Consider the following 13495-nt stretch of genomic DNA (forward strand, 5'->3'; position numbering starts at 1 on the left):
CAGCATGCCGGATGAAAACCAGGCTGTCATTCCGAGGCCCGGCCACGCCACCACCAGACGAATGCGCCACGGGTTGCAGGGCCGAGGAATCTACTCTCGGCCTCCTGGAGGCCGGACGCGGCAGCCCTCGCCATGCGTGCGGCGGCACAACCGCCAGACGGGGCCCGTCCGGAGTGTCGCGGCAGGCCACGAGGAGACGGAAAGTAGATCCCTCGGCCCTGCGACCCGCGGCGCGAGGGGGTGGTCCGGGCGCGGCCGGGCCTCGGGATGACAGATCTCCGGGGTGCGGGTGGAAAAGATGAGGACGCCGATAAGCGTCTCATCCGCGTCCTCTCTCTTTTCCTCCGCGTGACCGCCGTGGTCCCACGGCGCATGGTCAGCATGCCGGATGAAAACCAGGCTGTCATTCCGAGGCCCGGCCACGCCACCACCAGACGAATGCGCCACGGGTTGCAGGGCCGAGGAATCTACTCTCGGCCTCCTGGAGGCCGGACGCGGCAGCCCGCGCCATGCGTGCGGCGGCACAACCGCCAGACGGGGCCCGTCCGGGGTGTCGCGGCAGGCCACGAGGAGACGGAAAGTAGATTCCTCGGTCGCGCGCCGGATCTGGAGCGGAGGACGGTACCGCGCGGCGCTCCCTCGGAATGACAGATCGGGAGGTGCGGCCGGATGTTCTATTCACCGCTCCGGCAGAACGACGGGGCCGGCTCCACGTCCTGAAGTCGGCCCCGTCGCAGGGCGGAGTAGATCCTTCGGTCGCGCGCAATCGGTTGTGTGGCTTCTGGTTGCCCGTGGTGCGCTCCCTCGGGAAGTCACCGCTTCGTCGTGCGTTCGAGCGTTTCGCAACACCTCTCAGCCCGCCGGGGCGGGCGCTTCGGGCTCCGGGGCCTCGCCGCCCAGCGCGCGGACGATCTCGTCCACCGTGGGGTTGCCGTCGATGGCGAACACCACGCCGGGCGTCTCGATCACCTCCGGCAGCGGCGTACCGGGCGCGGGCGCGCCGGGAAGCGTCAGCAGCCCCGCGTGGTCGGTGCCCAGCTCCAGCTCGTCCGCGGAGCCCAGCATTCCTTCCGAAACCTCGCCGCGCATCTTGCCGCGCTTGATCTTGGTCCCGTTCGGCAGCCGGACGCCGCTGCGGATGACGGGATAGTACGCGCCCGCCACCACGTTGCTGGCACCCGTGACGATCTGCAGAGACTGTTCGGTCCCGTCGTTCACCACGCAGACCTTCAGGCGGTCGGCGTTGGGGTGCTGGGTGACGGACTCCACCCTGGCGACGACGATCGGCCGCAGCAGCTCGGCTAGCGGCTCGATGCAAGACACCTCGAAGCCGGCGCGGCGCAGCGCATCGGCCACCTGCTCCGGGTCGGCGGAAAGACCGGGGACGCGGTGCTTGAGAAGGGTATGGCTTACGTTCACGGACGGGCTCCATCCATCAGTTGGGGTCGATGCAGAGCGCCCAACCTACCGCCTCGAAGCCTCTGGCGGGAGGCTGGGCCCGGATGCGTTTGCGCGCGCCCACGAGCGGCGGTAAGCTGTGGGCCGGCAACAACACCCGACATCGAGCCGAGTTCTTCAGGAGATATCGCAGTGGATCAGCAGGCCCAGAAGGAGCTCATCGAGCGGCACCTGCGCGCCGCGCGCAAGATCATGCACGATGCGCTCAAGCAGTGCCAGGACGAAAAGATCAACCCCGCCGCCGTGGCCCAGGTGCTGGGCGAGAACGGGGTGATGCTGATGATCCGCAACTTTGGCCCCGAGGCGGGCAAGCAGTACGCCAAGAGCCTGTCCGAAGAGGCGCTGCGGATGGTGCACTTCTACAACACGCAGAACGCCCGCAAGGCCGAGTAACGGCACGGACGAAGCACGAACGGGCCGGCCGCTCCATTCGGCCGTGCCCGTTCGTCGTCGCGTAACCGGGTCATCCGGTGCTGGCCGGGAGCGGAACCGGCGCGGCCGAAGGTGGCGGGAGGGACGTGCGGTCGCCCGCGTTCTTCGCCAGAAGAACGAGCAGCGTGATCCAGTGGAAGAACACGCCCAGAAAGAACCACAGCCACGGGTTGCGCCCGGTGTTCTGCGCCCACAGCGCGCAGAACGCCCCGATCAGGACCACGAGGAGTACGCCAGAACTATCGTCCTGCGCGGCGGCATCCTTCTGGAGCTCGCGGACATCATTCCTCTGCTTGCGGACGTCATCCGCGAGCGCCCGAATGCCCGATGCCGCAGACTCTACGTCGCTCTCGACATTCGCGACACGCCGACTCAGAGAATCGAGCCGGGCCTCTTGGGGCTGCTGTGCGGCGGCCGGGAGCGCCGCCAGGGCCAGGGTCACGATCATCATCCCCGGCTTCCAACCGAAACGCGCGCGTGCGATCATCGTCAACTCCGTCGTTCGATGGTGATCGGACAGGGTGCGGATTGGTTGGATGGGAGCGGCACGGTGGGGCCGCATCCTCACAATCCATTGTGGGCGCGCATCGTACGCGAAGTGGTGCCGGTTGGATTCAGACGCACGCCCGGACTTGCAGCGCAGGGCCCGGAGGACCGATCATGAAGGCACTCGACCGGCCGGCGTACGCCCCCTGAACCCCACGAAATTCCTTTGATCGCAGGTGATGACGCGGGCCCCGGCGCCGCATCCGCGGACCTGGTCCTGCGCGGGCGGCGCGTCGTGGCGGGCGGCGCGATGGGGCCGGCGGCGGTGCACGTGCGCGGCGGCGTCATCACCGCCGTCACCGGCTACGACGACGTGCCGCCCGGCGCGCCGGTGCAGGAGGTGGGCGACGCGGTGCTGATGCCGGGGCTGGTGGATACGCACGTCCACGTCAACGAGCCCGGCCGCGCGGAGTGGGAGGGGTTCCAGACCGCCACGCGCGCCGCGGCGGCCGGCGGCGTCACCACGCTGGTCGACATGCCGCTCAACAGCATCCCCGCCACCACCACGGCAGACGCGTTCCGGGCCAAGCTGGATGCCGCGCGCGATCGGCTGCACGTGGACGTGGGGTTCTGGGGCGGCGTGGTTCCCGGCAACGCGGACGACCTGCGCCCGCTGTGGGACGCGGGGGTGCTGGGCTTCAAGTGCTTTCTCTGCCCCTCCGGCGTGGACGAGTTCGGCTACGTCGCCGAGGCCGACCTGCGCGCGGCGATGCCGGTCCTCGCCGGCCTGGGCGCGCCGCTGCTGGCCCATGCGGAACTGCCGGAGCCGCTGGCGCGCGGCGCGCTCGCCGTGGCGGAGCTGGATGGCCGCCACTACGCCGTCTACCTCGCCAGCCGCCCGGCGGAGGCGGAGCACCGGGCGATCGAGCTGCTGGTACGCCTGTGCCGCGAGACCGGCGCGCGCGTCCACGTGGTGCACCTCGCGGATGCGGACTCGCTTCCCCTGCTGCGGGAGGCGCGCGCGGCCGGGCTACCGGTCACCGTGGAGACCTGCCCGCACTACCTGCACTTCGCCGCGGAGTCCATTCGCGACGGCGCCACGGACCACAAGTGCGCGCCGCCCATCCGCGACCGCGAGAACCGCGAGCGGCTGTGGGATGCGCTCGGCGCGGGCGAAATCGGCCTCATCGTGACCGACCACTCGCCCTGCCCGCCGGAGATGAAGGGGCTGGACGACGGCGACTTTCTGCGCGCGTGGGGCGGCATCGCGTCGCTGCAGCTTACGCTTTCCGTGGCGTGGAAGGGCGCGCGCCAGCGGGGATACACGCCGGTCCATCTCGCCCGGTGGATGTGCGAGGCCCCCGCGCGGTTGGCCGGTCTGGAGCGCAGCAAGGGCGCCATCGCCGCGGGGCGGGACGCGGACTTCGTCGTCTGGCTGCCGGACGAGGAGTTCACCGTCGATCCGGCGAAGCTGCACCACCGCCACCACGTGACGCCGTACGCGGGCGCCACCCTTCCGGGCGTGGTGGCGGCCACGTACCTTCGAGGCCGCAGGATCTACCATCGCGGCCAGCTCACCCCCGGGCCCGCCGGCCGCACCCTCCTCCGCCCCGCGTGATGATTCCTTTCGAAGAGCTGGTGGACCTGGCGTCGGAGCGCCTGGGCGGCGCCGTGCTGCTGGCCAACGACGAGTTCTTTGCGCCCAAGGAGGCCCTGCTCAAGCCCGACCCGGCCGAGTGGCGCGAGCACGAGTACACCGAGCGCGGAAAGTGGATGGACGGCTGGGAGACCCGCCGCCGCCGCGAGCCCGGCTACGACTGGTGCATCGTGCGCCTGGGGCTGCCGGGCGTGGTGCGGGGGCTGGTGGTGGACACCGCCTTCTTCCGCGGCAATTACCCCGAAAGCTGCTCGGTGGAGGGGTGCGAGGCGCCCGGCCTTCCCGATCCGCGCTGGCTGGCGGAAGAGGCGGACTGGTTCCCCCTCCTTCCCCAGTCCGCACTGCAGGGCGATTCGAAGAACCGCTTCGAGGTCGATGTCGACCGCCCCGTCACGCACCTGCGCCTGAACATCTTTCCCGACGGCGGCGTGGCGCGGCTGCGTGTGCACGGGTGGGCGCGTCCGCGGTGGACGCGGTTCGCGCTGGCGGGTGGCGAGGTGGACCTGGCCGCGCTGGAGAACGGCGGATGGGTGCCGATGTGCAGCGACATGTTCTTTGGCCACCGGCAGAACCTCATCCTTCCCGGCCGCTCGCGGTTCATGGGCGATGGATGGGAAACGCGCCGCCGCCGCGGGCCGGGCCACGACTGGAGCATCGTCCGGCTGGCCGCGCCCGGCGCCATTCACCGCGTCGAGCTGGATACGGACCACTTCAAGGGCAACGCCCCCGGCCGCTGCACCCTGGAAGGCCTGCACGCCCCCGACGCCACGCCCGAGCAGCTGACGGGCGAATCGGCCGGCTGGATGCCGCTCCTGGACGAAACCGCGCTGCAGCCCCACACGCGGCACCTGTGGGAGGACGAGGTGCGACCGATCGGTCCCGTCACCCACGCGCGGCTGAACATCTTTCCGGATGGTGGCGTGGCGCGGCTGCGGCTGTTCGGCACCTTCGCGTCGCCGCCCGCGCGGTGAGCGGCCTCGCGCGCCTGAACGCCCTCCCCGCCGCGGATGCGGAGGCGGAGCTGCTCACCTGCTGCGGATCGCGCGCGTGGTCGCGGCGGATGGCGGCGCTCCGCCCGTTCGCCGGCGAAGACACGCTGTTCGATGGCGCCGACGAGGTGTGGTGGGCGCTGGGCGAGCAGGATTGGCTGGAGGCCTTTCGCAGCCATCCGCGCATCGGCGAACGGAAGGCGGAGGCGGGGCAGACGCAGCGCGAGCAGGGCTGGTCGCGCGGCGAGCAGGCCGGCATGGACGCCGCCGCGGAGGCCACCCGCCGCGCCTTGGCGGATGGCAACCGCGCGTACGAGGAGCGCTTCGGCCACATCTACCTGGTCTGCGCCACGGGCCGGTCGGCGGATGAGCTGCTGTCCATCCTCACGGACCGCCTGCGGAACGAGCCCGACGCGGAGCTCCGCGTGGCCGCCGGGGAGCAGGCGAAGATCACCCGCCTGCGCCTGCGGAAGCTGCTGGACGCGGGGAAGTGAGGGCGGGGACCTCACTGCGTCGGCGAGGCGCCCCCTCCGGGCTCGCATTACTCGCCCACCTCCCCCAAAACTGCTGGGGGAGGTTGGGGTGGGGCAGGGACTGAGGATCGTCGGCATGGATCGAGCTGCGTCCGACGGCGCCCCCCTCCCCGGCCCTCCCCCGCGAAGTGCGCGGGATAGGGTGACGCGACCCACAGCCCGTCGGAGCGCATCGAATTCTCCCCTCTCCGTGAGGAACGAACGGGGAGGGGCCGGGGGGAGGGGCACCCGGCGGACGCAGTTCGAACCCGGTCGCCGAGCCACGATTCCAGCCGCTACCCCAACCTCCCCCAGCAGTTTTGGGGGAGGTGGCGAGCCTGAGCGAGCCGGAGGGGGCGCCCCGCCGACACAGCGTGATCCGTCGGAGCGCAATCGAATTCTCCCCTCTCCGTGAGGAACGAACGGGGAGGGGCCGGGGGAGGGGCACCCGGCGGACGCAGTTCGAACCCGGTCGCCACGCCACGAATCCGTTTTGATTCCCATCCAACACGGTCGCACCCCATGAGCGGCATCACCACGCACGTGCTGGACACCTCGCGCGGGCGGCCGGCGGCGGGCATCGCCGTGCGGCTGGAGCGCGGCGGCGCCGAGCTGGCCCACGGCCGCACCGACGCGGACGGCCGCCTGCGCGACCTGCTGCCCGCGGACGCGCCGCTGCAGCCGGGCATCTACCGGCTGGTCTTCGACACCGGCCCGTACTTTCGCGACGCGGGGGTGGAGGCGTTCTATCCAAGCGTCTCCATCGACTTCGAGATCCGCGACGGCGGGCAGCACTACCACGTCCCGCTGCTGCTGAGCCCCTTTGGCTACTCCACCTACCGCGGAAGCTGATCCGCAGGACCACGCATGGACGCAGGCGCAAGGGAGCTGCTGGACCTGGTGTTCCGCTGGGTGCACGTGATCGCCGGGATCATGTGGATCGGCAACTCCATGCTGTGGAACTGGATGGACCGCAACCTGGAGCCCTCCAAGGACGGCACGGAGGGGATCCAGGGCGAGATCTGGCTGCTGCACAGCGGCGCGTTCTACTACGTGCAGAAGGACGCGAGGGGGTGGGACCGCGCACGCCCGCTGCACTGGTTCAAGTGGCAGGCGTACACCACCTGGCTAAGCGGCGCGACGCTGCTGGTGGTGGTCTACTACCTGAGCAGCGGTGCGCTGCTGCTGGATGCGTCGGCGTCGGGGCTCAGCCATGGCGCGGCCATCGGCATTGGCATCGGCGTGGTGGTGGGGGGATGGATCGTCTACGACACGCTGCTGGCCCGCGTGCTGGACCGCGCCGGCGCGGCGGGCGCGCTGATCGGCTGGCTGGCGGTGGTGGGCGTGGCGTACGGGCTGGCGCAGGTGTTCAGCGGGCGCGCGGCGTTCCTGCACGTGGGGGCCATGCTGGGCACGCTGATGGCGGCCAACGTGGCGCATCACATCATGCCCTCGCAACGCGAGCTGGTGGGCGCCGTGGAAGCCGGCCGGCAGCCGGACCCGGCGTACGCCAAACGCGCCAAGTCGCGCTCCATCCACAACAACTACATCACCTTTCCGGTGATCGTGCTCATGCTCAGCAGCCACTTTCCGGGGCTGTACGGGCACCGGCTCAACTGGCTGCTGCTGGGCATCGTGGCCGCGGGCGGCGCGCTTGTGCGGCACATTCTGAACGTCCGCTTTGGATGGCCGCGCTGGAAGCCCGCGCTCGCCGGCGCCATCGCCGCCACGCTGGCCGCGCTGTACCTGGTGGGCGCCATGGGATCGCGCGCGTCCGCCGCATCCGGGGCCGAGGGAGCGCGCGTCCCCTTCGCCCAGGCCAACGCCGTCATCCAGAAGCGCTGCACCGTCTGCCACAGCGCCAGCCCCGCGGACCTCACCTTTGGCCCCGCGCCGGCGGGGGTGATGTTCGACACGCCCGAGCAGGTGCGCGCCCGCATCGAGCGCATCCGCGCCCGCGCCGTGGACACGCAGACCATGCCCCCCGCCAACAAGACGCACATCACCCCCGAAGAACGCGCCCTCCTGGGCCGCTGGATCGCCCAGGGCGGGCGGGTGGAGTAGCCCCGGCTCATCATGCTTCCGGGTCGCGGAGCCTCGCCCACGTGGATGCCGCGTGACACGCTTGCCGCAGGTCGTCTGCGAATTCCAGGAGGGCATCTGCGGTGGCCGCATCCACCGGCAGGCGCTCATCCGGACCCTTGCGGTCGAGTTCGATGGAGAGGCAGGCGATTGCCTCAAACGCGCCGAAGCGTGCCGTCAGCATTTCCAGCAGCCGTGTGGGCGAGCAAAGCCTTCCGTTCTCGTCAGCAGTGATCATCGCATCCTCCTTGAAATGGGTCCACCCTGATAGTTGGTGGACACCGGCGCACTTCGGGCGGTAGCGTCCGCGCATGACTGACTTCGATCGCGATCCCCCGTTCGGCGCCGTGCTGCGCCGGCTTCGCCAGGACCGCGGCCTCACTATCGAGGAAGCCGCCAAGCGCGGTGACGTAACCGCCAACTATCTCGGCGACGTCGAGCGCGGCCAGCGAAATCCCACGTTGAAGGTGGTCGCCCGCATCCTCGCCGGGATGCGCGTCTCATGGAGCGAGTTCGCGGCCCATCTTGAAGGTGTCGAACCATAGCTGCTTTACCACCCTTATAGTTGGTTAAACGACAAGACCCGTTTTCTTGAAGCAAGGTCCCTGATGCGCCTCCACCACGCCGGTCTCGGCGGCGAACGCGAACGAGCTTGCCCGCGCGTACGCGTCTGCGGGCTGCCCGTGCGCGCTCGGCGTGTGCGCGGGGTAAGCTGCGCAACTCCGCCGCGGCATCGCCCGTAATGCCCCAGGGGTCCGTAACTTTCGTCGTCCTTCTGCGGGAGAAATCCAGATGGTGATGCCGCGTCCCGAGGAGTGGGTGGTGGTGCGCAACTGCGGCTGGCTGCACGAGGCCCATGTGATCGTCGCCGTGCTGGAGGCCGAGGGGATCGACACGTTTCTCCCCGACTCTCACGTGGCCGGTATCCGTCCGGAGCTCAGCGGCGCCCTGGGCGGCATCCGCGTGCTCGTCCGCGAGTCGGATCTGGAGCTGGCCCACGAGATCCTGTCGGCCGAAGCGGAGACGGAACTCCCCGACCACGGCATGCTGATGGACGACGACGACTCGTACTGATCAGCCGGATGCAGGATGATGCGGCCGGAGCCGTGCTCCACAGCGTCTACGCCCGAGGCCCGTTATTTCAAAGCAAGGTCCCTGATGCGCATCCCGCACGCCTGTTTCGCCGTTTCGCTGTGTCTGGCCGGTGCGTGCGGCAGCGAGCGATCCGGCCAGGACGAGTCCGCGTCCGCCGCGAACGCGAATCCGGCAACGATGACGTACGCCGCGTGCATGGCCGCCGCGAACCGCCAGCCCAGCCAGGCGGAAACGGTGGTGAAGGCGGCCGAGTGCATGCGCCTTCCCGACGCGCCGCCGTCCGGCTCCACGCTGCCGCCCGGCACTCCGCCGCCGCCGGCCCTGGGGCACGGGGTAGAGGCGGAAGCGGAGCCCGAGGTCCGCAGCGTGTACACCTCACTGGCGCCCGGCCAGTGCCGCGTGCTGCGCACCCACGAAGAGACGGGCGGCACCACCTCCCGCTGCCCCGGCACCGCCGGCCATGCGCTCCTGGTGCACGATGACGACGCGCGCATGTCGGTGGACGTGGTCACGCCCGACGGCAAGACGCACCCGCTCAACTACTGGGGTGTGATCACCGGCGCCTTCAGCAGCCTGGGCCCGCGCGCCGAGTGGCGGCTGCGCGGCGAGCAGCCCATCGCGCTCATCGTGCGGGTGAACGCGTCGGAGAATCCGGAGAACCCGGAGCGTACCACATCGTACCTGGCCGTCGCCAAGGTGACTCCCACCGGAATCTGCGTTACCGACCGCATTGCCCCCGTGCCCAACGCCAACGAGGCGGCCCAGCGCGCCGCCGACGCCTCCGCCAGCCGCCCCTGCCGGGGTGAAGGGCGATGAGGTGAGCCGCGCAATCCGGACGGCTGTTCTTCGTAATGGACGGAACGGAAGGACGATGGTCTGCCGGGCCGCTGGATCTTGATGGGCGATGCGGATGAACAGTAAATTTTCCAGGGTCGGCGGCTGCCGTCGTCAGGGCACGCCGGCTGCAGCGAAAGCCTGACGATCGTACGCGATGGACTTCGAGCACATGGAGGCGATCCCATGAACGCTGGAACCCGTTACGGACTGTTCGTAAGCATCCCCCTGCTGGTTCTGCTGATCCTGGCTCCGCAGCCCCTGGGCGCGTCGGCCGCCTTTGCGCTGATCGCGGCGCAGCTGGCCGTGGGCGCGGCCATCGTGTGGCGCCGCACGGGCCTGAAGTACGCCACGGCGTCGATGGTCACGGGCGCGGCCGGCTGCGCGCTCGCCGCGTACCTCTTCGCGTCCGGCGTGGACCTCTGGGCGCTTTCCCCCGCATCCACCGCCGCGCTGCTCCTGCTGGTGGGCAGCCCCGTCCTGTTCGTGGTGGAGGAGCGCGCAAACCCGGAGAAGTGGCGCGCCTGGCGCGAGTTCATGGCCAGCAAGTCCGTCGCCGACGTGCTGCGCGGCCGCCACATCCCGCACCTGCGGTAGTCCAGCCACGCTGCGCGATACGACACAGCCCCGCCCGGGAAGCTCCGGCGGGGCTGTTGGCGTTCGGTTGGTATGCGCTCACTGTGTAAACGCATCCTGATCGGGATCTGATTGTGGGAATGGCACCACGCATGTAGATTGCACTTGTACGAAGTCGTGCATAGCGCAACAACTGATAGGGATTGCGGGGCTGCCCCGTCAGATCAGCAGGTAGACATTGGAGATTCCCGTGGCTGAACAACGGATCGATCCAGAGACTGGCGTGATTGAAGAGAAAGCAGGATCCACCAGCCGCTGGACGCCTGCCGGCCGCGCCGAACGTGTAGACCCTGACACGGGCTTCGTGGAAGAACAGCCCGCTTCGCTCGACAGGTATTCAGGAATTAGCTACGAAAGCGCGGAGAACGCCTGGGGTTCTTCACACGGCGCGACTGGCGCCGGCCACCCGTCGCGCTGGGGAGCGTCGCGTGGCCAGACCTCCCGGTTGCACGCGGGTGCGGTGCGCGCTTCCCTCATGAACCGCATGGAGCGGTGGCTGTGGCTCTCGCTGGAGCGCATGAGCGACGACGAGATCCTCCGGGTGGTCGAGGCCCAATCGCCCGCTGAAACCATCGCGGAAATTCTCGTTGCGACACCGGAGGCGAGGGCTACGGCCGATGATGACTGGGCGGAGCTGCTGCTGCGCGGGGCCGAGGCAAAGAACCGGATCGCGGAACTGGTGGGAGGGCTGCTCTCGTCGTCCGAAGCGGCGGCGATCCTCGGCATAAGCGTCCCGGGCGTAAAGCAGCGGGTAGAGCGTCACAAGCTGCTGGCCGTGCCGCTCCCTGGTGGACAGTGGGGTTTTCCCGCGCTGCAGTTTGCCGATGGAGGACGTGTTCGCGCGGGAGTGCCCGAGGTCGTGAAAGCAGGTTCGGGCGTCGATGCGTGGACCGTGCTCTCCATTCTGGTGGACGACACGCCTGATGGCTCGGGGTTGCTGCTGGAGCACCTGGATGATCCGGCGGTGCTGCGCGATGCCGTCCATCGGCTGCAAACCTACGGCGAGCACGTCGCCGGCTGATGCCCATCCGGCTGCTGGATGATCCACCGCTCGTCGAAGTGCCGGTCACGCAGGTGCTCTGGCGCGTGCATCGGCTGGCGTACGATCCCCTGTGGTTCGGCCCCGCCGCTGGCGAGCCGCCGCAGGGACGCTTCGACGCGCCGGCCGGGGAATACGGGACGTGCTACTTCGGCGCGACGCCCGGCGTCGCGATCCTCGAGACGCTGGTGCGCGGACTCAAGGTTCCCATCATTCCCCGTTCCGCCCTGCAGGTGCGCGGCATGGCGGCCATTGCGGTCACGGAGCCGCTGCGGATGCTGCAGCTGGAGGGGAAGGGACTTTCCAGCTTTGGCGTCAGCGCGCACGAGATCTCGGGTCCCGACGCTGCCGAATGCCGTGACTTCGCGCGCCGGGTGCACGAAGAGCTGAAGGATGTCGACGGGATCCAGTACCGGTCTCGGTGGGACACCAGCGAACTCTGCTGGGCGGTGTTCGACCGCGCACGAGACCGTGTGAGCCACATCCTGGGAACGCAGCGCCTCGACAATCCTGCCCTCGTCAAGCCCGCGCTCCTGCCCTACCGGCACGTCTCGATTTCGTAGTCCGCGGCAGAGACGAACAGCCCCGCCGGAAGCGTGCTCCGGCGGGGCTGGCTTGTTCGTTCGCCTACCAAACCCTGAAAAAGCATGGCCTCACACGGAGTCAGCAGAGTCAACAGAGGCGTCCCTCTGCTAACTCTGCTGACTCTGTGTGAGGCCATGCTTGCCTGTCGACTGCGGCTCACCCCTGCCGGTTGCGCAGGATCTGGAGGAACGAGCGGCCGCGCAGCTCCTCCAGCGTCAGGCCCGTCATCTCACGCGCCTCGTCCTCGGTCAGCGCGCCGCAGTTGATGCCGCGGGCAAAGTAGTTCAGCAGGCCCTGGCCCGTGGCCGCGTCGTCGAACACGTCGCCCACCAGCGTGGCCTGCGCGGCCTTGTCGACGAAGTTGCGCAGCCGCTGCGCCGCCAGGTCCAGCCCCTCGAGGAAGAACGCGAACACGGCGGCGTAGCGCGTGGGCAGCTGCGCCGGGTGCAGGTCCCACCCCTGGTAGAACCCGTGCACCAGCGAGTGCCGCACGTCGTCGTAGTGCATGCGCCAGGCGCGGTGCACGCTCTCGCGGTTCTCCGCCGCCTGCTCCGCCGTCAGCGTGGCGCCCTCCGCCGCGCGGTGCACGGGAACGGGCATCACCGTGGTCGATCCATCGGAAAGCCACACGCCCGTGCCCGCGAACGCCACCTGCATGGCGTGGCGCGCGTAGTCGCACGCGGGGTGGCGCATGCGCTGCTGGGACGCGGTTACGCCCACGCCCGCCGTGTAGTCGTAGGTGCCAAAGTGCGCCGCGATCATCCGCCCGCCGGCCGCGTCCAGAAATCCCGGCAGCGCGCACCGCCCGTCGGCCCCGATGATGGCCTGCGGCACCTCGACCATCAGCTCGAACTTCAGCGTCCCCTCCGCCAGCCCCAGCGAGCGCTCCAGCCGCTCCAGCACCGCGACGAAGTACGATACCTGCTGCGGCACCGTCACCTTGGGCAGCGTGACGGTCCAGTTGTCCGGCAGCCGCCCGCCCGTCCGTTCCACGAGCGCCGTGTGGAGCAGGTCCAGCGTGCGGATGCTGCGGCCGCGCAGCTCCTCGTTGAGCGTCTTTACGCGGATGCCGATGAAGGGCGGCAGCGTTCCCGCCTCCATCCCGCGCGCCAGCTCCTCGGCCACGCGCACCGCGTCGCCGTCCTCTTCCGCGTCGGGGCGGTTGCCGTAGCCGTCCTCGAAGTCGATGCGAAAGTCCTCCACCGCCTCGCGCCGCAGCTTCTCGACGACGCGCCCGTACACCGTCTCCGCCAGCGCGGGGTCCGCCAGGCCCACGGCCGCTGCCAGCGTGGCCGCGTCGGGCGCGTACTCGTCCAGCGCGCGCAGGGCGATCTGGCCCAGGCGGCGCGTGGACTCGGCCTTGAACAGCTGCGCGCCGCCGTACACCACGTGCACCGGCTGGCGGCGGCCGGACTCGCCGGGGTAGCGCGCGGCAAAGGCCAGGTTGGCCTCGCGCAGCGGTGCCGCGGCGGAGGCAAGGTCCTGGTCCGAAAGGGTCGGGTTGGGCATGGATGTCGGTTGATGAGATTCGTCGGATGCGGCGCGAGGCGGATGGCGTTCCGGTCGGGCTACGTGCCGTCCGCCTGCGGAGCGAATGAATTCGCCGCTGGAAAATCGCAAAGTCCGCCTGCGCGGACTCGGCGGCCCAGCGGTTTGCGGCGGCCCAGGCACCCGTGCGCCCGCACCAGGT

The 13495-nt window shown here is 69.9% G+C and carries 16 protein-coding genes; 12 read left to right on the top strand and 4 right to left on the bottom strand.

What is annotated here, in order from left to right; all coding sequences use genetic code 11:
* Nucleotides 1-852: 852 nt before the first annotated feature.
* Complete coding sequence (locus tag VGC13_RS12075) at nt 853-1419, bottom strand: hypothetical protein (protein WP_331125516.1); 567 nt, start codon at nt 1417-1419, stop codon at nt 853-855.
* Between the two features lie 171 nt (nt 1420-1590).
* Here VGC13_RS12075 and VGC13_RS12080 point away from each other — a divergent pair, with 171 nt between their 5' ends.
* Nucleotides 1591-1851, top strand: a complete 261-nt coding sequence (locus VGC13_RS12080; protein ID WP_331125517.1) for a hypothetical protein — start codon at nt 1591-1593, stop codon at nt 1849-1851.
* 70 nt (nt 1852-1921) lie between these two features.
* Here the strand turns inward: VGC13_RS12080 and VGC13_RS12085 are convergent, their stop codons facing one another.
* The gene (locus tag VGC13_RS12085; protein ID WP_331125518.1) at nt 1922-2377 is read right to left on the bottom strand and encodes a hypothetical protein; all 456 of its coding nucleotides are present in this window, start codon (nt 2375-2377) and stop codon (nt 1922-1924) included.
* Nucleotides 2378-2686: 309 nt separating this feature from the next.
* On the opposite strand from VGC13_RS12085, the gene allB reads away from it, so the two are divergent.
* From allB to VGC13_RS12110, 5 genes are all read left to right on the top strand, one after another.
* Complete coding sequence (gene allB, locus VGC13_RS12090) at nt 2687-3994, top strand: allantoinase AllB (RefSeq protein WP_414682989.1); 1308 nt, start codon at nt 2687-2689, stop codon at nt 3992-3994.
* Nucleotides 3994-5004 carry an allantoicase gene (gene alc / locus VGC13_RS12095; RefSeq protein ID WP_331125520.1) on the top strand — a complete coding sequence of 337 codons (1011 nt, stop codon included), beginning with the start codon at nt 3994-3996 and terminating at the stop codon, nt 5002-5004. The genes allB and alc overlap by 1 nt, the downstream gene beginning before the upstream one ends.
* Nucleotides 5001-5516, top strand: a complete 516-nt coding sequence (gene uraD, locus VGC13_RS12100; protein WP_331125521.1) for a 2-oxo-4-hydroxy-4-carboxy-5-ureidoimidazoline decarboxylase — start codon at nt 5001-5003, stop codon at nt 5514-5516. The genes alc and uraD overlap by 4 nt, the downstream gene beginning before the upstream one ends.
* Nucleotides 5517-6056: 540 nt before the next feature.
* Nucleotides 6057-6386, top strand: coding sequence for a hydroxyisourate hydrolase (uraH, locus tag VGC13_RS12105; RefSeq protein ID WP_331125522.1), 330 nt, complete (start codon nt 6057-6059; stop codon nt 6384-6386).
* Between the two features lie 15 nt (nt 6387-6401).
* Entirely contained in the window at nt 6402-7598 is a 1197-nt protein-coding gene (locus VGC13_RS12110) for a urate hydroxylase PuuD (protein ID WP_331125523.1), read from the top strand.
* 10 nt (nt 7599-7608) lie between these two features.
* Here VGC13_RS12110 and VGC13_RS12115 read toward each other — a convergent pair whose 3' ends face one another.
* Nucleotides 7609-7854, bottom strand: coding sequence for a hypothetical protein (locus tag VGC13_RS12115; RefSeq protein WP_331125524.1), 246 nt, complete (start codon nt 7852-7854; stop codon nt 7609-7611).
* 73 nt (nt 7855-7927) lie between these two features.
* On the opposite strand from VGC13_RS12115, the gene VGC13_RS12120 reads away from it, so the two are divergent.
* From VGC13_RS12120 to VGC13_RS12145, 6 genes are all read left to right on the top strand, one after another.
* Nucleotides 7928-8161 carry a helix-turn-helix transcriptional regulator gene (locus tag VGC13_RS12120; RefSeq protein ID WP_331125525.1) on the top strand — a complete coding sequence of 78 codons (234 nt, stop codon included), beginning with the start codon at nt 7928-7930 and terminating at the stop codon, nt 8159-8161.
* A 247-nt stretch (nt 8162-8408) separates the two neighbouring features.
* Nucleotides 8409-8690: a putative signal transducing protein gene (locus VGC13_RS12125; protein ID WP_331125526.1), complete on the top strand. Its 282-nt coding sequence runs from the start codon at nt 8409-8411 to the stop codon at nt 8688-8690.
* Nucleotides 8691-8888: 198 nt separating this feature from the next.
* Nucleotides 8889-9527 carry a hypothetical protein gene (locus VGC13_RS12130; protein WP_331125527.1) on the top strand — a complete coding sequence of 213 codons (639 nt, stop codon included), beginning with the start codon at nt 8889-8891 and terminating at the stop codon, nt 9525-9527.
* A gap of 204 nt (nt 9528-9731) precedes the next feature.
* Nucleotides 9732-10142, top strand: a complete 411-nt coding sequence (locus VGC13_RS12135; RefSeq protein WP_331125528.1) for a hypothetical protein — start codon at nt 9732-9734, stop codon at nt 10140-10142.
* Between the two features lie 217 nt (nt 10143-10359).
* The gene (locus VGC13_RS12140; protein ID WP_331125529.1) at nt 10360-11202 is read left to right on the top strand and encodes a hypothetical protein; all 843 of its coding nucleotides are present in this window, start codon (nt 10360-10362) and stop codon (nt 11200-11202) included.
* A complete protein-coding gene (locus VGC13_RS12145) occupies nt 11202-11783 on the top strand; it encodes an RES family NAD+ phosphorylase (protein ID WP_331125530.1) in 582 nt (193 codons plus the stop codon). Before VGC13_RS12140 ends, VGC13_RS12145 begins: the two co-directional genes overlap by 1 nt.
* 178 nt (nt 11784-11961) lie before the next feature.
* Here the strand turns inward: VGC13_RS12145 and VGC13_RS12150 are convergent, their stop codons facing one another.
* The gene (locus VGC13_RS12150) at nt 11962-13314 is read right to left on the bottom strand and encodes a DUF6986 family protein (protein ID WP_331125531.1); all 1353 of its coding nucleotides are present in this window, start codon (nt 13312-13314) and stop codon (nt 11962-11964) included.
* Nucleotides 13315-13495 lie beyond the last annotated feature (181 nt).

Source organism: Longimicrobium sp. (assembly GCF_036399255.1).
Lineage (GTDB): Bacteria > Gemmatimonadota > Gemmatimonadetes > Longimicrobiales > Longimicrobiaceae > Longimicrobium.

What these genes read in the sequence shown, in the direction of transcription:
- VGC13_RS12120 (WP_331125525.1), top strand. Translation starts at nt 7,928, where the DNA reads ATGACTGACTTCGATCGCGATCCCCCGTTCGGCGCCGTGCTGCGCCGG.
- VGC13_RS12125 (WP_331125526.1), top strand. Translation starts at nt 8,409, where the DNA reads ATGGTGATGCCGCGTCCCGAGGAGTGGGTGGTGGTGCGCAACTGCGGC.
- allB (WP_414682989.1), top strand. Translation starts at nt 2,687, where the DNA reads ATGGGGCCGGCGGCGGTGCACGTGCGCGGCGGCGTCATCACCGCCGTC.
- VGC13_RS12130 (WP_331125527.1), top strand. Translation starts at nt 8,889, where the DNA reads ATGACGTACGCCGCGTGCATGGCCGCCGCGAACCGCCAGCCCAGCCAG.
- VGC13_RS12150 (WP_331125531.1), bottom strand. Translation starts at nt 13,314, where the DNA reads ATGCCCAACCCGACCCTTTCGGACCAGGACCTTGCCTCCGCCGCGGCA.
- VGC13_RS12085 (WP_331125518.1), bottom strand. Translation starts at nt 2,377, where the DNA reads ATGATCGCACGCGCGCGTTTCGGTTGGAAGCCGGGGATGATGATCGTG.
- alc (WP_331125520.1), top strand. Translation starts at nt 3,994, where the DNA reads ATGATTCCTTTCGAAGAGCTGGTGGACCTGGCGTCGGAGCGCCTGGGC.
- VGC13_RS12135 (WP_331125528.1), top strand. Translation starts at nt 9,732, where the DNA reads ATGAACGCTGGAACCCGTTACGGACTGTTCGTAAGCATCCCCCTGCTG.
- VGC13_RS12145 (WP_331125530.1), top strand. Translation starts at nt 11,202, where the DNA reads ATGCCCATCCGGCTGCTGGATGATCCACCGCTCGTCGAAGTGCCGGTC.
- VGC13_RS12110 (WP_331125523.1), top strand. Translation starts at nt 6,402, where the DNA reads ATGGACGCAGGCGCAAGGGAGCTGCTGGACCTGGTGTTCCGCTGGGTG.
- uraH (WP_331125522.1), top strand. Translation starts at nt 6,057, where the DNA reads ATGAGCGGCATCACCACGCACGTGCTGGACACCTCGCGCGGGCGGCCG.
- VGC13_RS12115 (WP_331125524.1), bottom strand. Translation starts at nt 7,854, where the DNA reads ATGATCACTGCTGACGAGAACGGAAGGCTTTGCTCGCCCACACGGCTG.